This window comes from Rhizobium sp. 10N427, from assembly GCF_056394605.1.
This window is the reverse complement of sequence record NZ_JBFTID010000007.1, coordinates 206122-230021: the sequence shown is the minus strand read 5'-3', so window position 1 is coordinate 230021 and position 23900 is coordinate 206122. Positions and strand designations below refer to the sequence as shown.

Here is a 23900-nt window from a genome sequence, read left to right as displayed (position 1 = left end):
GCCCTCTATATACGATTTGGAAAGGGAAGAGGAACACACTTCGAAAACACAGAGTGTTCTGCCGGGAGGAGGCACGCCATGCTGAACTGGAGTTTGCACCGTCAGGGCTCTGAAGCTGGCCAATCCGATTCCGGTTCGTCTTCCACATTGCCCGATATGACAGTTCCTACGATCTCCCCACCACCACAGAAGAAAGCCAAGATCGCTCTCGCGCTCGGCGGCGGCGCCGCGCGTGGCTGGGCCCATATCGGCGTGTTGCGAGCGTTGGATGAAGCCGGCATCGAGATCGGCATGATCGCCGGCACCTCGATCGGTGCTCTCGTCGGCGGCTGCTATCTCGCCGGAAAGCTCGACGAACTCGAAGAATTCGCCCGTTCGCTCACCATGCGCCGCATCGCCAGCCTGCTCGATCTGACGATCGGCGGCAGCGGCCTGTTCGGCGGCATGCGGCTGACGAAGCGCATGGCCGAGCATCTGGAAGGTTTGAATATCGAGGATCTCGACCGTCCCTTCGTCGCCGTGGCCGCCGAGGTCAATACCGGCCACGAGGTCTGGATCTCCAATGGCTCACTGATTACGGCGCTGCGCGCTTCCTACGCCCTGCCCGGCATCTTCGAGCCGATCCGCAGCAACAACCGGACGCTCGTTGATGGCGCCCTCGTCAATCCGGTGCCGGTGTCCGTCTGCCGCAGCTACGAGCAGCCGCTCGTCTGCGCTGTTAACCTCAACTACGACCTCTTCGGCCGCTCCGCCGTCGTCAAGCACAATGCCGGACTGACGGTTCAGGAAATGCAGAAGCGCGAGGAAACACCCTATACGCGCCTCGGCATGACCGGCGTCATGGTGCAGGCCTTCAACATCATTCAGGACAGGATTTCACGCGCGCGCCTGGCGGGCGACCCGCCGGATATCTCGCTGCATCCGCGGCTGAGCGATATCGGGCTTTCGGAGTTCCATCGCGCCGGCGAGGCAATCGAGCGCGGTTACCAGGAAGCCTCGCTGAGGCTTCCCGAACTCAAGCGAATGCAGGAAGCTTTTGCCGGCCACGCGTGATGGCCGGCGGTGTGCCTACCCTGCGATATAGGCCTTGATCTCTTCGGCCTCGCGCTCGACCGCTGCAATGCGGGTCTTCACCACGTCACCGATCGAAATGATGCCGCTGAGCTTGCCGTTGCTCTCCACCGGCACATGCCGGAAGCGCTTGCTGGTCATCAGCTCCATCAGTTCGTTGACGGTCGAATCCTCGTGGCAGCGGAACACTTTGGAAGTCATCATCGATGCGACCGGTTGGTCAAGACAGTCCTTGCCTGATTTGGCGATCGCATGAACGACGTCGCGTTCGGTAAATATCCCGGAAATCTTGCCCTGCACGCCGACGATGACGATCGCGCCGATCTTCTTCTGGCTGAGCACCTTGGCGGCTTCGGCAACGGTGGTGTTCGGACCAGCCGTCACGACGTCGCGGCCCTTCAGGTCGAGTATGGCTTTTACTGTGTTGGACATCAGCAACCTCCTATGTCGTAAGTGGATACACTTTACTGGATCACAGGCATCCGCGACGGTCTCTCCTCCCAACGCGGATCAGTTGGAATGGTGCACTTCAACGATCAGGATTGCAATACGGACGGCTCGTACTGACCTTCGTCCGAAGGCGGTAGTGCACGGTCGAACAGCGGAAACAGGAAGAAGCCGAAGACGAAACCGCCGATATGGGCGTCCCAGGCGATCGCCTGGCTGCCGTCGCCGATCAGCGGCACGCCGACGGCGATCAGCGCGTTGCCGAACAGCCAGAACAATGTGAAGGCGATCACCGTGCGGCTGCGGAACGTCTGCACGATCGAAAGCCGCGGATTGAGATGCGCCGGCCGGCCCGGACGCGCATCGGCAGGAAAGGCAAACCGGCAGGCTGCACCCATCAGCCCTGAAATCACGCCGGATGCGCCGATCAGCAGCGTCGGATCGCCCCAGTTCAATGCGGCATGCAACGCTGCCGAAGCGATCGACGAGAGGAACCAGAAGGTCAGATAGCGGCCGATACCGATCCGCCGGATGACCGGCGCGCCGAAGGCCATCAGCCACAGGCCGTTGAACAGGATATGCTCGATGCTTCCGTGCAGCAGCGAATAGGTTACCGGGCTCCACAGCCACTGCAGCCCCTGTTCCGACAGCGGAATCACGTAGCGCGCGGGGATGAAGCCGAAGGTGAGGAGCAGCCACTCGACCGCCTGATCCGGCAGGACCAGCGTCTGCACGGCGTAAATAGCGGCAAGAAGGGCGAGTGTTGCAACGAGAATGCCTGGCAGATTGAAGACCGGTTCGCGCTTGGCCTGCACCCGTTCCTCACCGTTCGTCTGCCGCTCCGGCGATTGCTCGTCCATCTGTACCCTCATACTTCGAGGCCACAGCCTTACAGGAGCGTCGGGCAAAAAAAAAGCCGTCCGGCAGAACCGGACGGCGGCCGAGCGTCCCCCGGGATAACCCCGTGCCCGATAAGTCTTTCGTGCTGAACTTCGTTTCCGAAGCGATGACAAGACAACTCCCATGGAAGGGCGGGACGGGCAATCGAAACCCTTCTTTAACCTTAACGGGCCCGACTTGGCATGAAACCCGCAGGATAACACCCAAGCAGGCCATGACGGCCTGATTCTGGACTGTAATGAAACAGATTGGGTGCACCGTGCGTCATCACACCATCATCGATGTTTACGACTACTGGAACCGTTTGCGCGGCACCCAAGACGCGCCGCTGAAATCCGAACTGGAACCGTCCACTTTGGGTCACATGCTGCCCAGCCTCTTCATACTGGAGATCAGCGCCGAAGGCCCGGTCACCTTCAGGCTGGCCGGCGCCAAGATTTCCGATCTTTTCGGCCAGGATCTGCGCGACGAAAGCTTCTCGGCATTGTTCGGCGAAGGATATGGCAACACCATCGAAGCCACGCTGGCCGGCGCCATGCGCCATGCGATGCCGGCATTGCTCAACGTAACGGGTTACAGCACCGCCGGCCACCGCGCAGCCTTCGAGATCGCGCTGATGCCGCTGCGGTCGGATGACGGTCACTGCGAGCGCCTCTTCGGCGTCATTGCCGCCACGACTGTCGCCAGCTGGCTGGAGGTCGTGCCGCTCGATTTCCTGGTGCTCGACCGCTGCCGCGCGCTGCGGAATTTCCAGGGCGACGCTAGTGCCGAAGCAGGCTGGCAGGTGAGCACCAAACCCACAAGACCGCATGGTCTGGGCGCGATTCTGGGGCGAGTCGTTTCCTCGTTCCGCAGTGGTTCACCTGCCCGCTGAAGCGTCTCGAAACGATACAGATCGGATGCTTGCCAGAAGCTGCAATGTGAGGTCGTCAGACAACCTTCTGTTAAGGTGTTGCGGGTAAAGATCGCACTATATCATTTTATAAAGAAGCGCTTTCATGCACTCGTTCCAGCAAGCTCAGACGCAGAGAGCGCCGCGCCCTGAACAGGGTGTTTTTCAGCGCGTGCCGATCAATATGCAGGGCCGGCTGATGCTTGCGAACTACGAAGAGTTCGAATGCATGGTCATCGACATGTCGCCAGGCGACATGTACGTCACCTGCCCCGGCCGCCCGCGCGCCAACGAACGTGTCGTCGCCTATATCGACCATCTCGGCCGTGTCGAAGGCCATGTGCAGACCGTCGATGCCCGCGGCTTCACCATGTCGATCAACGCAACGGAACGGAAGCGCGAGAAGCTCGCGGCACAGCTGACCTGGCTCGCCAACAAGCATGAGCTAGGCCTGCCGGAAGACCGCCGCCACGACCGCCTGACGCCGCGCGAAACCAAGAGCGAACTGACGCTCGAAGACGGCACGCGCTATGTCTGCCGTATCATGGACCTTTCGCTGTCGGGCGCTGCCGTCGACGTCGAGGCCCGGCCACCGCTCGGCACAGCGATCCGCCTCGGCAACATGCGCGGCCGCGTGGTGCGCCATTTCTCCGAAGGCGTGGCGCTCGAGTTCCTCTCGCTGCAATCTCGCGATACGCTACGCGAATTCCTCTAGGCGTCATCCTTCTGTCATCGCCATCGACGATCAAGGCGGCCTCGCAAGAAGGCGGCTTTGTTGATGTCTGTATTATTTCCTGAGATCGAGCCATACGATCACGGCATGCTGGATACCGGCGACGGCAACCGGCTCTATTTTGAATGCTGCGGAAATCCGGACGGCCTGCCGGTTGTCGTTTTGCATGGCGGCCCGGGCTCGGGGTGCTCGGCTGCGTCCAGACGCTATTTCGATCCGTCGGCGTACCGGATCATCCTCTTCGATCAGCGCAATTGCGGCCGCAGCCTGCCGAATGCGGCCGACCCGGATTGCGATCTTGCTGCCAACACTACCTGGCATTTGGTCGCCGATATCGAACGCCTCCGCGAACATCTCGGCCTCGGGCGATGGCTCCTGTTTGGCAACTCGTGGGGTACGACGCTCGCGCTTGCTTACGGACAGCGTCACCCGCAACCCGTTGCAGGCATGATTCTCGCGGGCATCACCACGACACGCCGCTCCGAGATCGACTGGCTGTGTAGCGGCATGGCCCGGTTCTTCCCCGCTGACTATGCGCATTTCATCGAGGCCATTCCACACAGCCTCCGCGATCGCGGACCACTCGCAGCCTATTTCGCTATGCTGAACGGCCCTGACGCCGATCTGCGCCAGGCCGCCGCCTTGGCCTGGCACCGGTGGGAGGCCGCGTCGATCCTGCTTGCCGATCCGAACGGCATGCCGCGCCGGTGGGCCGATCCGCGCTATCTGCTGATGCGTGCGCGGATCGTGACGCACTACTTCCATCACGGCGCCTGGCTGAAGGACCGGCAGCTGCTCGCCGATGCCAGCAAGCTTCAGGGCATACCCGCAACGCTGATCCAGGGCCGGTTTGACCTTGAGGCGCCGTTGACCACCGCATGGGAACTGGCCCAATCCTGGCCTGAAGCCGAGCTCGTCATCGTCGAAAATGCCGCTCATTCCCTCGACAACAGCGCCATCGCCGCTGCTATCGTCGATGCGGCGGCAAAATTTCTGCATTTTCTCGAAAAATAATTTTCGCCGGAATCGGACGAAAACCTACCAATTCGGCGCTTTTTGCGCCCTTATGTCGGCGATCTTGCATCTGGTCCGGCAAGGTCAGCCGGCAAGGCAGCGTTAACAACGCGATAACAAGCCACAATCCGGAACACTCCGCCGTTAACTTTTACCCCGGAATAGCGCCATTCCGGCACAGAACCCGTATCGGGAATAGCTGCAATTTTAATCGAATTCGCCGCAAATTTTCTGCGGTTTTTATGCGTATTCGATTCAAATATCGTTCAAGTTTTCTCCGCTTTTGAATCAACTAAGCACTTAATTTGACTACGTAATTTTGCGTCGGATAAAACCGTCGATGTCATTGTCACCTCAACAAACGGGGAGACGGCAGAGACAATGTTCAACGCAATCAAGAGCGGCATTTTCGCCAGTATCATGATGATCACCATGACGGGCACAGGACAGGCGGCGCCCGGCAGCATGACGCTTGCAGGCAACGCTAGCCCACCGATCGGCGCCTATCAGTTCTGCAAGGAAAATCCGGCCGATTGCAGCAATCCCGCGGGTGACGCCGGCCCGCTGCTTCTCACCGAAGCACGCTGGAAGGATATCCTGAAGATCAACTATCAGGTCAATTCGTCGATCCAGCCGATGACCGACATGGAGATCTACGGTGTCGAAGAGCGCTGGGCCTACCCGCGTACCGTCGGCGACTGTGAGGACTATGCGCTCTTGAAGCGCAAGCTGCTGATCGATGCCGGCGTCTCCCCGTCCGATCTTCTGATGACCGTCGTGCTGCAGCCGAATGGTGAGGGCCATGCCGTGCTGACCGTCCGCACCGACCACGGCGACTTCATTCTCGATAACATGCGCAACAAGGTCATGCTCTGGGCCGACACCGAATACACCTACCTCAAGCGTCAGTCTTCGGATGATCCGAATCGCTGGATGAAGCTTCAGGATGGCCGTGCGGTTGCCGTCGGCAGCGTGAAGTAAGACAGCCGCCGGGTTATCCCGGCGTCACAGCCAGGCACCGGTCAGTCCCCCGCATCCCCGTCCCCGACCGGCGCCCCAGAGCCGCTCCCGCTGTCCCGGGAGCGGCTCGCCCTTTATCGGGCGCTCCGCACCTCTTTGGTTAATGCGATATTAACCATCCTCGCCTGATGATGCCGTCAGATTCATCCAGGCACCGGCGGCTCACGTTTTTCTTGCGGCGGTCAACGACTGAAGAGCCGCCATGAGCCATCTCGCCCCCAATGCCGCCGCAGTCGACGAAAGCCCGATCCTCTCCAGTGGCTTCCTGATCCGCGTGACCGCCGCCGTCGCCGTTCTTGCCGTCCTGACCATCGCGATCAGCCTCGGCGGCCGCTGGTTCGGCCGCCACATCACGCTGGCAGGCAATAGCGAAAGCACCCAGGCCGTCAGCGTCACGATCGGCCGCGACACGCTCAACCTTTCGGAAAACACGATTCGCTTCCCGAGCCAGCGCCATGCCGGCGTCTCCGAGCGTGCCGACCTGTATCTGACCTGGCCGGAAATGCAGGGCTACACGAAGAACGACCGCGAACGCTTCGACGACGTTGCCCAGTCGGCCGGCCTCATCTTCCTGCAGATCACCCAAAGCACGATGTCGCGCGACATGTCCGGGCGAATCGAACCGATCTACGCCCATCTGATGGACGGTGCGGCCAAGCCCTATGCCGATGGCCTGACGCTCCACAACCTGCGCGCCGATGCCGGCTACACCGGAGAGGTCCTGCTGACGGCAGAGCGCCCGAACGCGGCCGACTATGCCGTTCGCTGCATCCTGCCCGAATCGCCCGAGCTCGCGACCAGCGGCGACTGCCAGCGCGACATCAAGGTCGGCAAGGATCTGAGCGTGCTTTACCGATTCTCCAGCCGTCATTTGAACGATTGGGACCATATTGATGCCGCTATTCGCTCTTTTGTGGAGGCGCGTCTCGCGACCCGTTCTGCGACAAGCCGCTAAAACGCGGCTGACGGGCGAAAGAAACGATTAATCATAAACGGATTGGTAACTCAGCCCCGGTAAATTCCGTAGTCAACGATCGCCGCGGAGGGGCGTGCGGTCTGGTTCAAAAACATCAGAAATGCAAGCGAAGAGTGAAATAGTGTCAAGGTCAGTCTCCTCCGTACATCCGTCGCGGTCCGGCAATTTCCTGGTGAAGATGCTTGCGGCACTTGCGATCGCCACGACGGCGTTTCTTGCCGAATCGGTTACCGCGGAAGCGGAAGCAGCCAATCCGAAATATGCAGGGATCGTCGTCGATGCGAAGACCGGCAACGTTCTCTACAGCGAGAACGCCGACCGCCTTCAGTATCCGGCATCGCTGACCAAGATGATGACCCTCTACATGACCTTCGAGGCGCTGGAGCAGGGCCGCATTTCGCTCGATACCCGCGTCCCCTTCTCCCCGCACGCCTCCGCACAGGCACCGACCAAGCTCGGCGTCCGCGCAGGCGGTTCGATCACCGTCGAACAGGGCATTCTCGGCCTCGTGACGCTGTCCGCCAACGACGCGGCAACCGCGCTTGGCGAGATGATTGGCGGTGGCAGTGAAGATCGCTTCGCGCAGATGATGACGGCCAAGGCCCACGCGCTCGGCATGACCCGGACCACCTATCGCAATGCCAACGGCCTGCCGAACACCGCGCAGATGACCACGGCCCGCGACCAGGCCCGCCTCGGCATCGCGCTTCGCCAGCATTTCCCGCAATATTACGGCTATTTCGCCACGCAGAGCTTCAAGTTCGGCACCCGCACGATCCGCAGCCATAACCGTCTCGTCGGTTCCGTGCGCGGCGTCGACGGCATCAAGACCGGCTATACACGCGCTGCAGGCTTCAATCTCGTCAGCTCCGTGCAGGACGACGGCCGCTCGATCGTTGGCGTGGTCATGGGTGGTGCCTCTACCCCTGCCCGCGACAACCAGATGCGCAAGTTGATCGCCACCTATCTGCCGAAGGCTTCGACCCGCGGCGGCACCAAGCTGATTGCCGAACCGGCTCCGACGCGGGTACCTGCCCCGGCAGCTGAAGTTCCGGTCGCTGCTGCCTCCGAGATCGAATTGCCGCATACAGCTCCGGCTCCGGCTGCACGCTACGAAGTTGCCGCTGCGGCGACTGCTTACACCGACACACCTGCCGTAAAGACGGAAAACCCGCTGGTGGCAACTCAGCAGCCGACCGAGATGCCGTCGCCGACAAAGGTCAAGACGGTTGCGATCAAGGGTTCGGTTGCCGTCCCGACGCCGGCGCCGGCCTATATGCCGGAACAGGCAGAGGACAATTCCGTGGACCAGCTGACCACGGCTTCCGTCCCTGCGGCAAAGGCTGCTGCGACGCCTGCACCTGTCACCGAAAAGGGTCCGTCCGGCTGGGTTGTCCAGATCGGCGTCTCGTCCAGCAAGGATGCAGCGATGGATCTGCTGCAGAACGCCAAGACCAGGGGCGGCAAAGCGCTGAGCGCCGCCAAGCCTTTCGCTGTCGCCTATGCCAATGACGGCGAACAGATTTATCGCGCCCGCTTCGGTGGTTTCGACGACCAGCGCGACGCGGTCAATGCCTGCAAGGCGCTGAAGCGCGCCGGCGTTAAGTGCTGGGCGGCTGCCCAGTGAGATATTCGGCGCCGCCAGTCCTGTTTCTGACGGCACCGCTGATGGCCGAACCGGTGTTTGCGGTTCTGGTCGAAATTCGTGACCTCGATTGTTAGTGCGTACGGGGAATATTATGGCGATCAATGGAAATGTACCGGGCTTTCCGCCCGAAGGACGCGCAACCGGCAAGCCGGCCCGCATCGGCCTGCACCCGCTTCATGAGGCTGCATTGCGCCTCGCCGAGATCGGGCGGCCGCGCGCGACCAAGTCGGCAAAGACCAAGGATCTGATCAATCTTCTGCTGACTCATGGCGCCCGCGCCTGGCGCTACCAGCAGCCCGAAGCCCGCATCCACCTGCACGTCACCTGCCCGGAAGGCACGTCGCCGGTTACTCTGCGGCTTCGCTGATTATCTAGAGCAATCCGAGTTCCGAAAGCTCGCGGCGCAAGTCCGCGGGCATTTCAGCAATACCGGCGCCGAGACTCATCAGGTCGCGCGGCGTGTCTTCTTCCGGATAGTAGCGCCAGCCCTGGAACGCCCGCTTCGGCTGAACCGATGTCTCGATGACCTCCGGTCCGAGAATGAGATGGCAGCGGCCGATGCCCTCGCCATCCGTGAAGGTCTCGATACCCAGCAGCTTCTGGCGCGCCTGTACCTGCCCCTTGATCACCCAATAGAGCGAGCCGCCGTCGAGAAGTTCATCGACGCGCTTCGGCACCATGCGGGTGGTGTGGATGGAGTGGGGTTCGAGACCGGCGGCAATCGCCCGCAGAGAACGTTCAGCGACCCATTCGCGCAAATCCTCGATGGAGTCGGCGCCAACGCACAATTTGATGAGATGCAATGCCATGCTGGCTGTTGAAATCCTTTTGACCGGCAGCGTCAAGCGCTACCGGCCCGAAGTCCACAAACTCAGCATTCCACGACGTTGACCGCCAAACCTCCGGTGGAGGTTTCCTTGTATTTCTCGCTCATGTCGTATCCCGTCTGGCGCATCGTCTCGATACAGGCGTCCAGCGGAACGAAATGCTGACCGTCTCCCTTTACCGCCAGCGAGGCCGCCGTCACTGCCTTGACGGCACCCAAGGCGTTGCGCTCGATACAGGGAACCTGGACGAGGCCGGCAACCGGATCGCAGGTCATGCCAAGGTGATGCTCGAGCGCGATCTCGGCGGCATTTTCGATCTGGGCCGGTGTCGCGCCCATGACCGCGGCGAGCCCCGCAGCCGCCATCGCAGCCGCCGAACCCACTTCGCCCTGACAGCCGACTTCGGCGCCGGAGATCGAGGCATTGTGCTTGATAATACCGCCAACGGCTGCTGCTGTCAGCAGATAGTCGCGGATGCCGTTCTGGTCCCAGTCGTCATGGAAATGCTCGTAGTAGCGGATCGTAGCCGGAATGACGCCGGCAGCGCCATTGGTCGGCGCGGTGACGACGCGGCCGCCCGCGGCATTCTCCTCGTTGACCGCCATGGCATAGACGCTCAGCCAATCGTTGGCGAGCAGCGGGTTGATGCGGTTGCTGCGCCATTCTTCCTGCAGCTTGTCGTGGATCTGGCGCGCCCGGCGGCGAACCTTGAGCCCGCCAGGCATGATGCCATCGACCTTCAGGCCGCGCTCGATACAGGAGCGCATCGCGTCCCAGATCCGGTCGAGACCGGCATCGAGCTCTTCGCGGCTGCGCTGGCTCTCCTCATTAGCGCGCTTCATCTGCGCGATGGTGAGCCCGGAGCGATCGGCCATCTCCAGCATCTGGGCAGCAGTGGCGAAGGGATAGGGCACCTTAGTCGCACCGGGCGCTGCCTTCTTCTTGGCGCGCATCTGCTCGAGTTCGGTATCGGTGACCACGAAACCGCCTCCGACCGAGTAGTAGATGCGGCGCAGCAGCAGCCGGTCGTCCTTGTCGAAGGCTGAAAAGATCATGCCGTTCGCATGGCCGGGAAGCGTCTGCTTCTTGTCGAAGACCAGGTCGTTCTTCGGCAGGAAGAAATAGGCCGGATGGCCGGGCGGCGTGATGCGGCCGGAACGCTCCACCTGATCGATGATGCCGTCCATCTTGTCGGGATCGACGCTATCTGGCGCCTCGCCCATCAGGCCGAGAATTACCGCCCTGCCCGTTCCGTGGCCAATCCCGGTATAGGCGAGCGAGCCATGCAGGCTGGCCTTGATCGACGCGACCTGCGCGCCTGATGAAGGCCGCGGCCACTCGTTCGACAGAATGAGGTCGAGGAAGCGGTTGGCAGCCGACATCGGCCCCATCGTATGCGAGCTCGAAGGCCCGACGCCGATCTTGAAAACATCGAATACCGAAAGGAACATGCCTGCTTCCCAATAATGAACTGCACCGAGACTATCCCCGGGAGAAACTTGCCGCGCGCGGCGAACCGACATCGCGTTTGACCGGCGCGACACTGCTGCAGAAGGATTTAATGCCTGTCGGTGCTTTGCGAAAGGCCGCGCCACTGGAAATCGCTTCAGGCCGCCGTCCCCGTCATTGCAGCATCTCATGGCATATGTAGAGTGGCGCCGGAGACCAAGGGGTTGAATCATCGATGCTTACGCTTGCGGACTATACTGCGCTTGCCTTCTTTGCCGTGTCCTGGCTCGGCTATTCCTGGCTTCTCCGCGGCCGGACCTTCTTCGGGCGCACCAGTCTGACGCATGCAATGGGCGAGCGTCGCCGCGAATGGATCTACAATTCGCTGCGCCGTGACCTGAAGATGATCGACACCCAGATCATGGCCGGCCTGCAGAACGGCACGGCTTTCTTCGCCTCGACATCGATCTTCGCGATCGGCAGCTGCTTTGCCCTGCTCGGCGCCACCGACAAGGTCAGCGCCATCTTCGCCGACCTGCCCTATGTCTTCGGCGGCAGCCACGTGAGCTTCGAACTCAAGGTCGGCGGACTGGCGGGACTGTTCGCCTACGCCTTCTTCAAATTCGGCTGGTCCTACAGGCTTTTCAACTACTGCACGATCCTGTTCGGCTCGATTCCGATGATGCGCGACACGGAAGCGGATATTTATGCTGCGGAACGCGCCGCCGAGCGCGTCATCCGCATGAACATCATTGCCGGCGGTCATTTCAACGAAGGCCTGCGGGCGATCTTCCTGTCGATCGGCTATCTCGGCTGGTTCGTCAACGCTTACGTTTTCATGGCAACGACGGCGACCGTCGTCTTCGTGCTGACGCGCAGGCAGTTCTTTTCGGAGGCGCGGCTGGCGATCATGGATGTGTCGCCGCCATCAAATCTCCACCTTTCTCCTATTCCCCGCGACCCAGCGCAAAACGGCGACGGTGATTTGTCCGGGAGACAGTGAATGACGATGATGGCTGACGGCAACGGCAACCCGGCTCAGCCGCCGCGGATCGGCCTCCTCGACACGCTGCGCGGCGCCGCCCTGATCGCCATGGCAACCTATCATTTCAGCTGGGACCTGGAGTTCATGGGCTATCTGGCGCCCGGAACCGCAGAGACCGGCTGGCTGAAGCTCTATGCGCGGGCCATCGCCACCACATTCCTGTTCATTGCCGGGCTCAGCATGGCGTTGTCGAGCCAGGCAGGCATTCGCTGGCCGTCATTCTGGAAGCGCTTCGCGATGATTGCAGGCGCTGCACTGCTGATCTCCATTGCGACGCGCATCGCCATGCCCGGCGAGTGGATATTCTTCGGCATCCTGCACTGCATGGCGGCGATGACGCTGGTGGGCGTCGTCTCCGCCCGCCTGCCGCTCTTCGTCACCGCCCTCGTGACGATTGCCCTAGTTGCCGCCTGGGTTGCCGATACCTTTGCTGCGCCCGGCACGCTCCGCTCGGCATCGTTCAACCAGCCGCTGCTCTGGTGGATCGGTCTTACCGACATGCCGCCGCGCTCGAATGACTATGTGCCGATCTTCCCCTGGGCCGCAGCCTATATGTCCGGCTTGACGCTGGCGCTGATTGCCCTGCGCACCAGCCTGCCGCAGAAGCTTGCCGCACTTGGGACCGGCGGCTCGCTTCTGGCACGCGGCGGGCGCCACAGCCTGGCATTCTATCTGATCCATCAGCCGGTTCTGATCGCCATCGCCTACGCAATGACCTTCGTCGCTCCACCCGCAAAACCGGATCTCGCCGAAATTCACATGCGCCAGTGCAATCCCGGCTGGTGCCAGGGGATGGATGCCAAGTCATGTCAGATCTATTGCGAATGCACGCTGACCGAAATGCAGGGGCAAAAGCTGCTGGAGCCGTTCCACACGGGGATCGTCAAGCCTGACGACGACCGGGTGCAGGCGATCGCCAATCAATGCAGCATCAAGGCGCTTCCGTCCGAACCGCAATAGCGGCTCAGGTGCCGACGCCGATTTCGGCCAGCCGGCCGAGGCAGGATTCCTCGATATTGTCGAGTTCCGCCAGCGTGTCGTCGATATCCTTGCGCTTCTGGCGCAGGTCCTCACGCTTCTCATCGACGCGCTTCATCAAGAGCTTCAGCTGACCGAGTTCGCCCGGCGGCTCCTTGTAGACGGTGATGATCTCGCGGATCTCGGCGATGGTGAAACCGATGCGCCGGCCACGCAGGATTTCCTGGATGAGCCGGCGGTCCGCCTGGCGGAAAAGCCGGGTACGGCCGCGGCGCTCCGGATGGATCAGACCTTCGTCTTCATAGAAGCGAAGCGTGCGCGTCGACACACCGAATTCGCGCGTCAGCTCCGTTATGCTATAATACTTGTTCACAGGCATCAGATTCCCACTCTCTCCCGCCAATAATATTGACTTTTACGTAATAGTCAATTTCGGCAGGGCAGCGTGGTTAAATGGCAAACCACCAGGTCGCAATCCCCAGGAATGCGAAGAAGCCCGTACAGTCGGTGACCGTCGTCACGAAGACCGACGATGCGATGGCGGGATCGGCGCCGACCTTGTCCAGAAGCAGCGGCAAAAGGATGCCGGCCAACGCTGCGGCAATCAGGTTGATGATCATCGCCGCGCCGATCACCATGCCCAGCTGGTAGTCGTGGAACCAGGTGCCGGCAATCGCCCCCATGATCGTTGCGAAAATCACCCCGTTCATGACGCCGACAGTCGCTTCCCTGCGGATGATGCGGCCAGCGTTGTAGATGTCTAGATCGCGGGTCGCGAGCGCCCGTACGGTCACGGTCATGGTCTGCGTGCCGGCATTGCCGCCCATCGAGGCGACGATCGGCATCAGCACCGCCAGCGCGATCATCTTCTCGATCGAGCCGTCGAACAGCCCGATGACGCTGGCAGACAGCATCGCCGTGCCGAGATTGATCAGCAGCCAGAGGAAGCGCGAACGGACTGTGGAGATGACGTTATCCGACAGCTCTTCGTCACCGACACCGCCGAGGCGCTTGATATCCTCGTCAGCCTCTTCATGGATAACGTCGACCACATCGTCGATGGTGAGCACGCCCACCAGACGCTCATTCTCGTCGACGACGGCGGCTGAGAGAAGGTCATACTGCTCGAAGAGCTGTGCCGCCTCTTCCTGGTCCATCTCGGCCGGGATCGGGTGGTTCGTCTCCCGCATGATCACTTCGATCTTGTTCTGCCGCTTGGTGCGCAAAATCTGGTCGAGATCGACGGCGCCGAGCAGCTTGAAGGTCGGATCGATGACGAAGATCTGCGTGAAGGAGTAAGGCAAGTCCTCCTCCTCGCGCATGTAGTCGATCGTCTGCCCGACGGTCCAGAACGGCGGCACCGCGACGAATTCCGTCTGCATGCGCCGGCCTGCCGAGCTCTCGGGGTAGTCGAGGGCTCTGCGAAGCCGCACCCGCTCGGTGAACGGCAGCTGGGCGAGAATTTCGTCCCGGTCTTCCTGATCGAGATCTTCGAGAATGTAGACGGCATCGTCGGAATCGAGATCGCCGATCGCCGCCGCGATCTGCTCGTTCGGCATCTGGTCGACGATTTCGCGGCGGATCGCTTCGTCCACCTCGGTCAGCGCCGTCATGTCGAAGTCGTCGCCGAGCAGGCGCACCAGCGCCAGACGCTGATCCGGCTGGATCGCTTCGAGCAGATCGCCGATTTCCGATTCGTGCAGGCGCGCCACATTCTGGCGCAGGAAAATCGTGTCGCGATCAGCGATCGCTGCGCCGAGCAGCGCTAGAAAATCGCTGCGAACGTTGCCGTCCTCGTCATAGATGTCGGCGTCTTCGTCCTCTGGACGCTTGCGGATGCGTTCGTCTTCTTCGCCTGCCGTCATTTGCGCCTCGCATCCAGGATCATAACAGTTACGGCTTTCCTGCCGCGTTCGAGAATGGCGGCGGAAAAGGCATTGTCAACAAACGGATAAACGAACCCCGCCAGCCGTTGCGGCAGCATAAGTCCCCGTCCCTGCTAACCGAATTGGCTCCTTGCGTCTAGCGTCCAAAACCATGTCTGCGGATGACAATGCGCCGTTGCGGCGATAGTTTCCGCAACCCGAATATCAGGAGCTTACGAAAACATGACGATCCGCCCGATCCTACGCTATCCGCATCCCGGATTGAAAACAGTCTGCGCACCTGTCAGCGCCTTCGACGGCGATCTGCAGAGCCTTGCGGGCGATCTCCTGGACACCATGCGGGCCGCACCCGGCGTCGGCATCACGGCAGCCCATATCGGCATCTTCCAAAAGGTGGTGGTGATCGAACTCAGCAAGGCCGATGGCGTGCGGACCTATGTCAATCCGGAAATCCTCTCGTCTTCGGCGGAACCTTTGCGCCAGATGGAAGGCAGTGTCTCCATGCCCGGCGCGACAGAGGAGGTCATCCGGCCCGGCGCAATCCGTTTCCGTTATCAGACTGTGACCGGCGAGACGAAGGAGGAAAACGCAGATGGTTTTCTCGCCATCTGCATCCAGCATGAGATCGACCAGCTCGATGGTATCTTCTGGCTGCAGCGCCTCTCCAAGCTCAAGCGCGACCGGCTGATCCGCAAATGGGAAAAGGCCGCCCGCTAATTTCATAAAACTTCCACGAACCAATCCAGCCGATGAGCGTTCTTTGAGCATGACCTTGAAGGAGGACGATCATGCCGAAGACCGACGACAAGAGCACCATTTCACGCGAAGAAGATTATCGCGACTACGAGGAGCGCAATCTCGATGACGGCTGGCCCTATTCCGACAGCCCCGGCGCATCCTCGGCAAAGCCCGCCAACGGCGCCTATGGCGAGACATCAGCCAATTTCGACCGTGACCGCAACGGCGGCTTCCGCATCGATGGAACCGACGAGGACGGCAATGAGAACCGTCTGAGGGATTCGCTGACGGCAGATATGATCGATCGCAGCGAGAGCGACGATCTGGAAGCCCGCGTCTCCGAAAACCTCGAAAACATTCCTGATCTCGACGCAGACAGCATCGACGTCCATGCCGACGGCCATACGATCACGCTGGAAGGTTCAGTCGAGACGATCGGAATTGCCCGCAAGGCCGAACTCGGCGCGCTTTCCGTCGATGGCGTCCACCACGTTCGCAACCGTCTTGAGACGACAGGCGTCGACTCGCATATCCCGAACGAGGATTAGCTTCAACAATTGTAGAAACGAATAATGTATTCATGGGTTGCATGTTTCGATAAACCCGGCCGCACATGTGGCCGGGTTTTGCTGTTTTGATAGGCTGCTAACCTATGTCACAAAACGGTGAAATATCGCCACAGAATCGTGAATTACATGGACAATTCGTAATCCGCGCTGGCCATATACTCCCACAATTTCGCCTCAATTCAGGAGCGAACTCGTACCTGCCGAGGGTTATCGTTTCGTTGTTGATTGCAACAACTGATTGAGGAGATATCACATGAGAATCAAACTTGCAGCCACCGCGGCCCTGTTTGCCATTGGCGTCGCATCGTCCGCTTTCGCCGCTCCCATGTACGACGACAGCTACGTCCGCCCGATCCGCATCAGCCCGCCGAAGCCTGTTCACTACACCGAACATGCCCCTCCGGCCTATTCCGACGACTACACCAATGACAGCGACGGCTGGTACCAGACCAAGATGGCCGCGCCCAAGAAGATCAACTATTCCAAGCTCGAAGCCCAGCGCCTTCCGCCGTGCAAGAACCCGGCCGAACTGACGGGCGTGCAGACCAGAGCCGGTGATGGCGGAGCTTCCGATACCGATGCCTGCCGTGACGTTGGCACGCACTGACAGCGACGAAAACGCAACAAGAGCCGCATGTGCGGCTCTTGTTTTATCCCCGCGGCGATCAGCCTCGAACCTGAAGCAATGCGGCCGGACCGCCCGGTAGACCATCATCGAAAACCGCGCAGGAGAGTTTTCCCCCGAAGACGCAGCCGCTGTCGAGATTGGTGCGATTTCCCGTCGTTCGCGGATTGGCCGGTGACGGCGTATGCCCGTGCACCAGATGCTTTCCCCAGAACTCACCTGATACATCGTCTTCGAAGCGCAGCCACATCAGCTCATGCGGCGTCTGATCTTCGAGATACCGTCCTTCTCTGACGCCGGCATGCACGAAGATGCGATGCGGATCCGTGTGTAGAAGCGGCAGTGCCGCCATCCAGTTCAAATGCGCTGATGGAACCGGCCCGCCGTAAGACGCCAACGTCTCGATCCCGCCGTTGTCCAGCCACAACGATTCGTCGTGCCGCCCCTCGTGAGCACCCGTTGCCATGTCCTCGTGATTGCCCTTCAGCGCGATCCATTGCCAGTCCGGCGAGCGCGGCCCTGCTATTAAAGTCTCCACGACGGCACGGCTGTCGGGACCACGGTCGATATAGTCGCCGAGGAACACGATCTTTCCGGATGGCGCGTAGTCTTCCACCCGCTCGATCATCCGCAAGAGCGGGCCGATGCAGCCGTGGATATCTCCAATTGCGAAGGTGAGGCTCAATACGCAGCGCTCCCGTCGATGTGACAAGGAAATAAACTAGTGCAAGGCAGCCAATGGTCGATAGCGCCGAAACAACTGTCAGCGGCTCAGGTTTCACATCAGCAAAATGAGATAAAAAACTGTAGAAAAAGAAAAACCCGCCGAAGCGGGTTTACTTTGGTGCGGTCGAGAAGACTCGAACTTCCACGGGTTGCCCCACAGCGACCTCAACGCTGCGCGTCTACCAATTCCGCCACGACCGCATCGTGGTAGAGCCGATTTGCGTCGGCGAGGCAGCATGTAGCAAAAGCATTTTGGGCGCACAAGAGCGATATGACAGATTTTTTCAAAACAAATCGCAGCATTTGAATTGGTTATCAAACGAGGCCATATAGCAGCATGCCGCTGAGCCTTTGCGGCAAGGGAAAAGTCCATGCTGCGTACCGATCTTCAACTCTCCATGTTTCCACAGGCCGGCAACAAACCCGTGCGCTGGCGCATCGCCGATGAGCTGGTGCCCTATGAGCTTGCTGTGGAAACCATGGAGCGCGAAGTGGCCTTGATCGCCGATGGCGGCGATGAGCTCGTCTGGCTGGTCGAACACCCGCCGCTCTACACGGCAGGCACAAGCGCCGATGCCAAGGATCTTGTGCAGCCCGACCGATTCCCGGTCTTCGCCACCGGCCGCGGCGGTGAATACACCTATCACGGTCCCGGTCAGCGCGTTGCCTATGTGATGCTCGATCTCAAGCGACGCCGTCAGGACGTCCGCGCTTTTGTCGCAGCCCTCGAAGACGTCGTCATCCGCACGCTCGATTCGATGAATGTCCGCGGTGAACGGCGCGAGGACCGCGTTGGCGTCTGGGTGCGGCGGCCGGAAAAGCCGTTGCTGCCGGATGGCACGATGAGTGAGGACAAGATCGCCGCCCTCGGCATCCGCCTGCGCCGCTGGGTGACCTTTCACGGGCTGTCGCTCAACGTCGAGCCCGATCTCGATCATTTTACCGGCATCGTCCCCTGCGGGATCTCCGCCTATGGCGTCACAAGCCTTGTCGATCTCGGCCTGCCGGTGATGATGTCAGATGTCGACATCCGTCTGCGTCAGTCGTTCGAATCGGTTTTCGGAGAAACTGTCTCCGACGCCTAGGTCATATTGATCCGGCGCGGTTCCTGTGGTTGATGGCTGTGTTTCCGAAAGCGCAGCATGTCTCAGCCACAATCATACCAGAACCCGCTCCAAGGCATGGCCATCATGGCCAGCGCCATGATCGTCCTGCCGGCCATGGATGCGATCGCCAAATATATGGCGACGTTCGAATCGATGTCGCCGGGCCAGGTCACGTTCTACCGCTTCTTCTTCCAGCTGGTCTGCACGCTGCCGCTGCTGCTCTATATCTTCCGCTGGAAGGCATTGTCGGCCAAGCGCCCGTGGATGAATCTGTTGCGCGGCGCGCTACACGGCGCCGCCAGCCTGCTGTTCTTCGTCGCCGTCAAATACATGCCGCTCGCCGATGTCTTCGCCATCTATTTCGTCGAGCCGTTCATGCTGACGGCGATGTCGGCGATGTTCCTGGGCGACAAGGTCGGCTGGCGGCGCTGGACGGCGATCGTCGTCGGCTTCGGCGGCGCGATGATCGTGATCCAGCCGAGCTACGAGATCTTCGGCCTGAAGGCGCTGCTGCCGGTTTTCTGCGCCTTTCTCTATTCCCTCTACCTGTTCCTGAACCGGGCCATCGGCGATGCCGATTCGCCGCTGACGATGCAGACCATGGCCGGTATCGGCGGCACGCTGTTCATGTCGGTGGCACTTGCGGGCGGTGCAGCCGCAGGCATTCCGGATTTCGAAATCTCGCTGCCCTCGTCCGTCCTCGGTCTGGTCCTGCTTCTACTTCTCGGAACGATCTCCGGTTACGCCCATATGCTGATCGTGCGCGCCTTCCGCCTGGCGCCGCTCTCGCTGCTTGCTCCATTTCAGTACTTCGAGATCATCTCGGCAACGGTTCTCGGCTACGCGCTGTTCAATGATTTTCCCACACTTTCCAAGTGGATCGGCATCGCTATCATTGTGGCCTCGGGGCTTTTCATCATCTGGCGCGAGCGGGCGCAGTCGAAGTCTGTCAATTCCGTCTGAACGGCGCGGCATTTCGTTAACTGTCGTTGTTCAGGGATCTTCAATTCGCCCGCGCTAGAACCGTCTCCGGCCTCATGATGAGGTTCTGGAGACAAAAAATGAGCGAATTTCGACTCGCTTTCCCGGCATGTGTCATCGCCGGAAAGCATCGGCTTGCCGCCGACGATATCGGCCTTTTGCGCAAGCACAGCTTTCCGGACGGCGTCCGGACATCCGACGACGTCGTCGTCATGCTTGCCCTCAACAATTCCTGCCCCGAAAAATGCCAGGAATGGAACGCGTTCTTCGTCGAGAACCTGGCAGGCTTCATCGTCAATTACACCTATCCGCAGGGCTCGCTCGACGCGATCAACGTTGCCTGGATCATGCGCATGTTTGCGACTGACGGTGTCGTCAATTCCGCGCTCGAGCTGGAGCTCGTGCTGCACATCATGGAGATTTCCTCCCATGTGCCGGACGAGCTGCGTGCCTTCGCCCTCGATCAGCTGCGCCTTGCGATCACCGACAATGTCGGCGGCTACAAGCTTTCGCGCGCCGTCGATCGCAAGGGCATCACCCGCCAGGATATCGATTTCGTCATGCGCGTGCTGCGCAATGTCAGCGAAGGCGGCGTCATTCCGGTTTCGCCGGTGACCCATGGCGTTCTCAGGCGGATCGAGACGGAGACCCTGCCCGCCTCGAACCATCCCCGCTGGGTGGAAATCATGCGGGCGCTCGAACTTCGCGACTATCACCAGCCGCGCACCAGCCGCTGGCTACGGATTGTCGATGACGAGCAGGCGGTCGCCTGACCCCACGCCATAAAGCTGAATATCTGCAAGGCTTTCGCACGATTGTGCGTTCTGAAGTTTCTGCGTAGAACTTCAGAACGCATTTTTCGGGTGGAGTCTGCATGTTCAAGAAAATCCTGATCGCGAACCGCGGCGAGATCGCTTGCCGCGTGATCAAGACTGCGCGGCGCATGGGTATCCTGACGGTCGCAGTCTATTCCGACGCGGATCGGGATGCGCTTCACGTCGAGATGGCGGACGAAGCCATCCATATCGGCCCTGCACCGGCCTCGGAAAGCTATCTGGTGGCCGAAAAGATCATCGCTGCCTGCAAGGAAACGGGCGCCGAAGCCGTACACCCCGGCTACGGCTTCCTCTCCGAACGCGCCTCCTTCTGCGAAGCGCTGGAGAAGGAAGGTATCGTCTTCATCGGACCGAAGCCCAAAGCGATCCTCGCCATGGGCGACAAGATCGAATCGAAGAAATTCGCCAACGCCGCGAAGGTCTCGACGGTGCCCGGCTATCTCGGCGTCATCGAAGATGCCGTCCATGCCGAAAAGATTGCCGGCGAGATCGGCTACCCGGTCATGATCAAGGCCTCAGCCGGCGGCGGCGGCAAGGGCATGCGTATCGCCTGGAGCGAGAGCGAAGTCCGCGACGGTTTCGACCGGGCACGCTCTGAAGCAAAGAGTTCGTTCGGCGATGACCGCGTCTTCATCGAGAAATACGTCGTCGATCCCCGTCATATCGAGATCCAGGTGCTCGCCGACGGATACGGCAACACGGTCCATCTCGGCGAGCGCGAATGCTCGATCCAGCGCCGCAATCAGAAAGTCGCCGAAGAGGCGCCCTCGCCGTTCCTCGATGAGAAGACCCGCAAGGCCATGGGCGAGCAATCTGTCGCGCTTGCCAAGGCCGTCGACTACCAGAGTGCAGGAACCGTCGAATTCATCGTCGATCGTGACCGCAACTTCTATTTCCTCGAAATGAACACCCGCCTGCAGGTCGAGCACCCGGTGACCGAACTCATCACCGGCATCGATCTCGTCGAACAGATGATCCGGGTCGCCGCCGGTAAAAAGCTCCCCTTCGTGCAGAAGGACATCAAGCTCAACGGCTGGGCGATCGAAAGCCGTCTCTACGCCGAAGACCCTTATCGCAACTTCCTGCCCTCGATCGGCCGCCTGACGCGCTACCGCCCGCCTGAAGAAGGCAAGCAGGGCGACGTGATCGTCCGCAACGACACCGGCGTTTATGAGGGCGCCGAGATTTCCATGTATTACGACCCGATGATCGCCAAGCTCTGCACCTGGGCGCCGGACCGACTGGCGGCCATCGATGCCATGGCCGAAGCGCTCGACGCCTTCGTCGTTGACGGGATCGAACATAACGTCCCGTTTCTTTCGGCACTGATGAAACATCCACGCTGGCGTGAGGGCCGCCTGTCGACCGGCTTCATTGCCGAGGAATATCCCGATGGCTTTGCCCCGTCCGAACCTGACGGCTGGCAGCAGACTGCTCTCGCAGCCATCGCGCTATCGGCATCGCTGATCGAAACGAGCCGCCGCGAGCGCCACGCCGACCGCCTGCGTGCGGCCAGCAGCGATCTGCGCAGCGACTGGGTGGTCAGGATCGGCAAGGACTATGTCGGCCTCTCGCTGACGGAAGGCCACGTCACCATCCCCTTCGACATGGGGATGAATGCAGATTGCAGCGAAATCCAGGTTGTCACCACTTGGAGACCGGGCGAACCCGTCTGGTCCGGAACGATCGGCGGCGTCAAAGTCATCGCCCAGATCCGCCCCATCCTGAATGGCCTGCGGATCGACTGGCAGGGGCTTTCTGTCCGGACGAAGACGTTCACGCCGCGCCACGCGGAACTCGACAGGCTGATGCCGGTGAAGCTGCCGCCCGATACGTCGAAACTCCTGCTCTGCCCAATGCCCGGCCTTGTCGTGTCGATCTCGGTGTCCGAAGGCCAGGAGGTCAAGGCCGGCGAAACGCTGGCGGTGGTCGAAGCCATGAAGATGGAAAACGTCCTGCGCGCCGAGCGCGACCTCGTCGTCGGCAAGGTCAAGGCGAAGCCGGGTGAAAGCCTGGCCGTCGATGCCGTCATCATGGAATTCGCCTGACCCATTCCGGGACAGCCGCAGCCTTTGAGAGCCTGAAAGCCAAGGATTTTTGTTAAGACGCCCGCTCTATGATGAGCCGTTTTCGTCCTGTGGCTGGGGCCGGAGTTGCGAATGACGGCCCTTCAATCGGCAGGCTTGCTGCTATCGATCAATCTTGGCCTGCTCTGGCTGTTGATGCGTATGCCACTCGGGCAACGCACGATCAGCGTCGTCAGAACCTTCCACTGTTCGCCGGAAACACTCTGGAAGGCGATCAATCCCGCTGGCGAAGCCGCTGATTGGCATCACGCCGTCATCAGCAGCCGGCCAATCGCGCATCGTCCTGGGTTCGTCGAGCAGGTCTACAGCCATCTCGACCGCAATGGAGAGCCGCTGCGCCGCGTCCTGGCGCTCGACGCGCTCCCGGCTGGCGGCGTTCATGCCTTCCGCTCCCGGATTGCCGACGACAGCACGCTCGATCCGCAGTTCTGGACGCATTACACCGAGAGCCGCATTATCAGGGCAACGCCGCAAGGGGCGACTCTGGAGATCAGCCAGACCGACCACTATCGCGGTCTTGCTTTTCTGCTCTTCCGCTATTTCGTTCTGCAGCGGGAGGTAAGGTCGCTGCAGGGCTGGCTGGAAACCGGCATTTCGAAGCCACAGGGTTACTTCGAAGGTCCGTTGGTGCAGACAAGCCTGGCGATCCTCTCGACGCTGCTGCTCTGGCCATTCTTCGGGCTCAACGTCAGCGGCCTGATGATCTCCACCTTTCTCACGCTGGTCATCGTGCTTCATGAGCTTGGCCACATGGCGGCCTATCGCGCCTTCGGACATCGGTCGGTACGAATGATCTTCGTCCCCCTGCTCGGCGGTATCGCCATTGGCGGGCGGCCGTACAAGAATCTCTTCGAGGTCGCGGCCTGCGCGCTGATGGGCGCCGGCATGTCGGCTTTCCTCGTGCAGATCGTCATCACCGCATACCAGGGGATCGGCCATGGCCTTCTGCCTGCCAGTTTCGGACGGCCGCTGCTTGTCTTCCTGCTGATTCTCGGCGCCTTCAATCTGCTGAACCTCTTGCCCATGCATCGCTTCGACGGCGGCCAAGTTCTGCGGCAGATTTTCCGCACCCGCCATTCGCTGATGGTGGCAAGTTTCGCTGTCACAGGCTGCATTCTGGCGATCGGCTGGGAGATCGGACTGTCGAACAATCTGTTGATCGCCGGCCTCGTCGTCTTCATCCTGCTGAGCATGATCGGCTCGGGATCCGTCAAGCCGCGCCAGAAGCTTGATGAGATGAATGATGGCGAGCGGATGCTTGTGGCATTCGGGCTTTATGCGGCAATCGCGATGCACGGCTATGCCATTATTTTCGCGAGCGAAAACCTCTTCTGACGTTTGCGGAA

Annotated in this window: 24 protein-coding genes, 1 tRNA gene and 1 pseudogene; 18 read left to right on the top strand and 8 right to left on the bottom strand. The window is 60.7% G+C overall.

The window, feature by feature from the left end:
• The first annotated feature begins 78 nt into the window (after window positions 1-78).
• Window positions 79-1053 carry a patatin-like phospholipase family protein gene (locus AC1DIJ_RS17405; protein WP_112387338.1) on the top strand — a complete coding sequence of 325 codons (975 nt, stop codon included), beginning with the start codon at window positions 79-81 and terminating at the stop codon, window positions 1051-1053.
• A 15-nt stretch (window positions 1054-1068) separates the two neighbouring features.
• Here AC1DIJ_RS17405 and AC1DIJ_RS17400 read toward each other — a convergent pair whose 3' ends face one another.
• Together AC1DIJ_RS17400 and AC1DIJ_RS17395 are read right to left on the bottom strand one after the other, a co-directional pair.
• Window positions 1069-1503, bottom strand: a complete 435-nt coding sequence (locus AC1DIJ_RS17400; RefSeq protein ID WP_112387337.1) for a CBS domain-containing protein — start codon at window positions 1501-1503, stop codon at window positions 1069-1071.
• A gap of 104 nt (window positions 1504-1607) precedes the next feature.
• A complete protein-coding gene (locus tag AC1DIJ_RS17395; protein ID WP_112387336.1) occupies window positions 1608-2378 on the bottom strand; it encodes a rhomboid family intramembrane serine protease in 771 nt (256 codons plus the stop codon).
• A gap of 278 nt (window positions 2379-2656) precedes the next feature.
• Between AC1DIJ_RS17395 and AC1DIJ_RS17390 the strand changes: the two genes are divergently transcribed.
• The 7 genes and pseudogenes from AC1DIJ_RS17390 to AC1DIJ_RS17360 all read left to right on the top strand — a co-directional run bounded on the left by AC1DIJ_RS17390 (window position 2657) and on the right by AC1DIJ_RS17360 (window position 9068).
• A complete protein-coding gene (locus AC1DIJ_RS17390) occupies window positions 2657-3292 on the top strand; it encodes a PAS domain-containing protein (protein ID WP_477831490.1) in 636 nt (211 codons plus the stop codon).
• Between the two features lie 124 nt (window positions 3293-3416).
• Window positions 3417-4025, top strand: a complete 609-nt coding sequence (locus tag AC1DIJ_RS17385) for a PilZ domain-containing protein (protein WP_112387334.1) — start codon at window positions 3417-3419, stop codon at window positions 4023-4025.
• 63 nt (window positions 4026-4088) lie between these two features.
• Window positions 4089-5057 (top strand): prolyl aminopeptidase, encoded by a 969-nt coding sequence (gene pip / locus AC1DIJ_RS17380; protein ID WP_112387333.1) that lies wholly within the window; start codon window positions 4089-4091, stop codon window positions 5055-5057.
• A 381-nt stretch (window positions 5058-5438) separates the two neighbouring features.
• On the top strand, window positions 5439-6038 hold the full coding sequence (locus AC1DIJ_RS17375) for a transglutaminase-like cysteine peptidase (protein WP_112387332.1): 600 nt from the start codon (window positions 5439-5441) through the stop codon (window positions 6036-6038).
• 170 nt (window positions 6039-6208) lie between these two features.
• A pseudogene (locus tag AC1DIJ_RS17370) lies at window positions 6209-7032 on the top strand (hypothetical protein).
• A gap of 121 nt (window positions 7033-7153) precedes the next feature.
• Window positions 7154-8680: an SPOR domain-containing protein gene (locus tag AC1DIJ_RS17365; protein ID WP_112387330.1), complete on the top strand. Its 1527-nt coding sequence runs from the start codon at window positions 7154-7156 to the stop codon at window positions 8678-8680.
• Window positions 8681-8792: 112 nt separating this feature from the next.
• Window positions 8793-9068: a hypothetical protein gene (locus tag AC1DIJ_RS17360; protein WP_112387329.1), complete on the top strand. Its 276-nt coding sequence runs from the start codon at window positions 8793-8795 to the stop codon at window positions 9066-9068.
• A gap of 4 nt (window positions 9069-9072) precedes the next feature.
• Here the strand turns inward: AC1DIJ_RS17360 and AC1DIJ_RS17355 are convergent, their stop codons facing one another.
• Both AC1DIJ_RS17355 and AC1DIJ_RS17350 read right to left on the bottom strand, forming a co-directional pair.
• Entirely contained in the window at window positions 9073-9510 is a 438-nt protein-coding gene (locus AC1DIJ_RS17355; protein WP_112387328.1) for a DUF1489 family protein, read from the bottom strand.
• 62 nt (window positions 9511-9572) lie between these two features.
• Window positions 9573-10979: an L-serine ammonia-lyase gene (locus AC1DIJ_RS17350; protein ID WP_112387327.1), complete on the bottom strand. Its 1407-nt coding sequence runs from the start codon at window positions 10977-10979 to the stop codon at window positions 9573-9575.
• Window positions 10980-11212: 233 nt separating this feature from the next.
• On the opposite strand from AC1DIJ_RS17350, the gene AC1DIJ_RS17345 reads away from it, so the two are divergent.
• Window positions 11213-11980 carry a DUF599 family protein gene (locus AC1DIJ_RS17345; RefSeq protein WP_112387326.1) on the top strand — a complete coding sequence of 256 codons (768 nt, stop codon included), beginning with the start codon at window positions 11213-11215 and terminating at the stop codon, window positions 11978-11980.
• The gene (locus tag AC1DIJ_RS17340; RefSeq protein WP_112387325.1) at window positions 11981-12982 is read left to right on the top strand and encodes a heparan-alpha-glucosaminide N-acetyltransferase; all 1002 of its coding nucleotides are present in this window, start codon (window positions 11981-11983) and stop codon (window positions 12980-12982) included. It abuts the gene before it with no gap.
• Between the two features lie 4 nt (window positions 12983-12986).
• On the opposite strand, the gene AC1DIJ_RS17335 is transcribed toward AC1DIJ_RS17340, so the two are convergent.
• Window positions 12987-13379 carry a MerR family transcriptional regulator gene (locus AC1DIJ_RS17335; protein WP_112387324.1) on the bottom strand — a complete coding sequence of 131 codons (393 nt, stop codon included), beginning with the start codon at window positions 13377-13379 and terminating at the stop codon, window positions 12987-12989.
• Window positions 13380-13449: 70 nt separating this feature from the next.
• Window positions 13450-14865, bottom strand: coding sequence for a magnesium transporter (gene mgtE, locus AC1DIJ_RS17330; RefSeq protein ID WP_112387323.1), 1416 nt, complete (start codon window positions 14863-14865; stop codon window positions 13450-13452).
• 243 nt (window positions 14866-15108) lie between these two features.
• On the opposite strand from mgtE, the gene AC1DIJ_RS17325 reads away from it, so the two are divergent.
• The 3 genes from AC1DIJ_RS17325 to AC1DIJ_RS17315 all read left to right on the top strand — a co-directional run bounded on the left by AC1DIJ_RS17325 (window position 15109) and on the right by AC1DIJ_RS17315 (window position 16800).
• Window positions 15109-15603 carry a peptide deformylase gene (locus tag AC1DIJ_RS17325; protein ID WP_112387322.1) on the top strand — a complete coding sequence of 165 codons (495 nt, stop codon included), beginning with the start codon at window positions 15109-15111 and terminating at the stop codon, window positions 15601-15603.
• Window positions 15604-15674: 71 nt separating this feature from the next.
• Window positions 15675-16172, top strand: a complete 498-nt coding sequence (locus AC1DIJ_RS17320) for a BON domain-containing protein (RefSeq protein ID WP_112387321.1) — start codon at window positions 15675-15677, stop codon at window positions 16170-16172.
• A gap of 274 nt (window positions 16173-16446) precedes the next feature.
• A complete protein-coding gene (locus AC1DIJ_RS17315; RefSeq protein ID WP_112387320.1) occupies window positions 16447-16800 on the top strand; it encodes a hypothetical protein in 354 nt (117 codons plus the stop codon).
• A 58-nt stretch (window positions 16801-16858) separates the two neighbouring features.
• On the opposite strand, the gene AC1DIJ_RS17310 is transcribed toward AC1DIJ_RS17315, so the two are convergent.
• On the bottom strand, window positions 16859-17503 hold the full coding sequence (locus AC1DIJ_RS17310) for a metallophosphoesterase family protein (protein WP_112387319.1): 645 nt from the start codon (window positions 17501-17503) through the stop codon (window positions 16859-16861).
• A gap of 157 nt (window positions 17504-17660) precedes the next feature.
• Window positions 17661-17745: transfer RNA gene (locus AC1DIJ_RS17305), tRNA-Leu, on the bottom strand.
• 170 nt (window positions 17746-17915) lie between these two features.
• Between AC1DIJ_RS17305 and lipB the strand changes: the two genes are divergently transcribed.
• The 5 genes from lipB to AC1DIJ_RS17280 all read left to right on the top strand — a co-directional run bounded on the left by lipB (window position 17916) and on the right by AC1DIJ_RS17280 (window position 23889).
• The gene (lipB, locus tag AC1DIJ_RS17300) at window positions 17916-18629 is read left to right on the top strand and encodes a lipoyl(octanoyl) transferase LipB (protein WP_112387318.1); all 714 of its coding nucleotides are present in this window, start codon (window positions 17916-17918) and stop codon (window positions 18627-18629) included.
• A gap of 57 nt (window positions 18630-18686) precedes the next feature.
• Window positions 18687-19613: a DMT family transporter gene (locus tag AC1DIJ_RS17295; protein WP_112387317.1), complete on the top strand. Its 927-nt coding sequence runs from the start codon at window positions 18687-18689 to the stop codon at window positions 19611-19613.
• 98 nt (window positions 19614-19711) lie between these two features.
• Window positions 19712-20404 carry a hypothetical protein gene (locus tag AC1DIJ_RS17290; RefSeq protein WP_112387316.1) on the top strand — a complete coding sequence of 231 codons (693 nt, stop codon included), beginning with the start codon at window positions 19712-19714 and terminating at the stop codon, window positions 20402-20404.
• 101 nt (window positions 20405-20505) lie between these two features.
• Window positions 20506-22515 carry an acetyl-CoA carboxylase biotin carboxylase subunit gene (locus tag AC1DIJ_RS17285; RefSeq protein ID WP_112387315.1) on the top strand — a complete coding sequence of 670 codons (2010 nt, stop codon included), beginning with the start codon at window positions 20506-20508 and terminating at the stop codon, window positions 22513-22515.
• A gap of 111 nt (window positions 22516-22626) precedes the next feature.
• A complete protein-coding gene (locus AC1DIJ_RS17280) occupies window positions 22627-23889 on the top strand; it encodes a zinc metalloprotease (protein WP_112387314.1) in 1263 nt (420 codons plus the stop codon).
• Window positions 23890-23900 lie beyond the last annotated feature (11 nt).

Coding starts and splice junctions, on each gene's coding strand:
- AC1DIJ_RS17405 (WP_112387338.1), top strand. CDS start 79: ATGCTGAACTGGAGTTTGCACCGTCAGGGCTCTGAAGCTGGCCAATCC.
- AC1DIJ_RS17400 (WP_112387337.1), bottom strand. CDS start 1,503: ATGTCCAACACAGTAAAAGCCATACTCGACCTGAAGGGCCGCGACGTC.
- AC1DIJ_RS17395 (WP_112387336.1), bottom strand. CDS start 2,378: ATGGACGAGCAATCGCCGGAGCGGCAGACGAACGGTGAGGAACGGGTG.
- AC1DIJ_RS17390 (WP_477831490.1), top strand. CDS start 2,657: ATGAAACAGATTGGGTGCACCGTGCGTCATCACACCATCATCGATGTT.
- AC1DIJ_RS17385 (WP_112387334.1), top strand. CDS start 3,417: ATGCACTCGTTCCAGCAAGCTCAGACGCAGAGAGCGCCGCGCCCTGAA.
- pip (WP_112387333.1), top strand. CDS start 4,089: ATGTCTGTATTATTTCCTGAGATCGAGCCATACGATCACGGCATGCTG.
- AC1DIJ_RS17375 (WP_112387332.1), top strand. CDS start 5,439: ATGTTCAACGCAATCAAGAGCGGCATTTTCGCCAGTATCATGATGATC.
- AC1DIJ_RS17365 (WP_112387330.1), top strand. CDS start 7,154: ATGCAAGCGAAGAGTGAAATAGTGTCAAGGTCAGTCTCCTCCGTACAT.
- AC1DIJ_RS17360 (WP_112387329.1), top strand. CDS start 8,793: ATGGCGATCAATGGAAATGTACCGGGCTTTCCGCCCGAAGGACGCGCA.
- AC1DIJ_RS17355 (WP_112387328.1), bottom strand. CDS start 9,510: ATGGCATTGCATCTCATCAAATTGTGCGTTGGCGCCGACTCCATCGAG.
- AC1DIJ_RS17350 (WP_112387327.1), bottom strand. CDS start 10,979: ATGTTCCTTTCGGTATTCGATGTTTTCAAGATCGGCGTCGGGCCTTCG.
- AC1DIJ_RS17345 (WP_112387326.1), top strand. CDS start 11,213: ATGCTTACGCTTGCGGACTATACTGCGCTTGCCTTCTTTGCCGTGTCC.
- AC1DIJ_RS17340 (WP_112387325.1), top strand. CDS start 11,981: ATGACGATGATGGCTGACGGCAACGGCAACCCGGCTCAGCCGCCGCGG.
- AC1DIJ_RS17335 (WP_112387324.1), bottom strand. CDS start 13,379: ATGCCTGTGAACAAGTATTATAGCATAACGGAGCTGACGCGCGAATTC.
- mgtE (WP_112387323.1), bottom strand. CDS start 14,865: ATGACGGCAGGCGAAGAAGACGAACGCATCCGCAAGCGTCCAGAGGAC.
- AC1DIJ_RS17325 (WP_112387322.1), top strand. CDS start 15,109: ATGACGATCCGCCCGATCCTACGCTATCCGCATCCCGGATTGAAAACA.
- AC1DIJ_RS17320 (WP_112387321.1), top strand. CDS start 15,675: ATGCCGAAGACCGACGACAAGAGCACCATTTCACGCGAAGAAGATTAT.
- AC1DIJ_RS17315 (WP_112387320.1), top strand. CDS start 16,447: ATGAGAATCAAACTTGCAGCCACCGCGGCCCTGTTTGCCATTGGCGTC.
- lipB (WP_112387318.1), top strand. CDS start 17,916: ATGCTGCGTACCGATCTTCAACTCTCCATGTTTCCACAGGCCGGCAAC.
- AC1DIJ_RS17295 (WP_112387317.1), top strand. CDS start 18,687: ATGTCTCAGCCACAATCATACCAGAACCCGCTCCAAGGCATGGCCATC.
- AC1DIJ_RS17290 (WP_112387316.1), top strand. CDS start 19,712: ATGAGCGAATTTCGACTCGCTTTCCCGGCATGTGTCATCGCCGGAAAG.
- AC1DIJ_RS17285 (WP_112387315.1), top strand. CDS start 20,506: ATGTTCAAGAAAATCCTGATCGCGAACCGCGGCGAGATCGCTTGCCGC.
- AC1DIJ_RS17280 (WP_112387314.1), top strand. CDS start 22,627: ATGACGGCCCTTCAATCGGCAGGCTTGCTGCTATCGATCAATCTTGGC.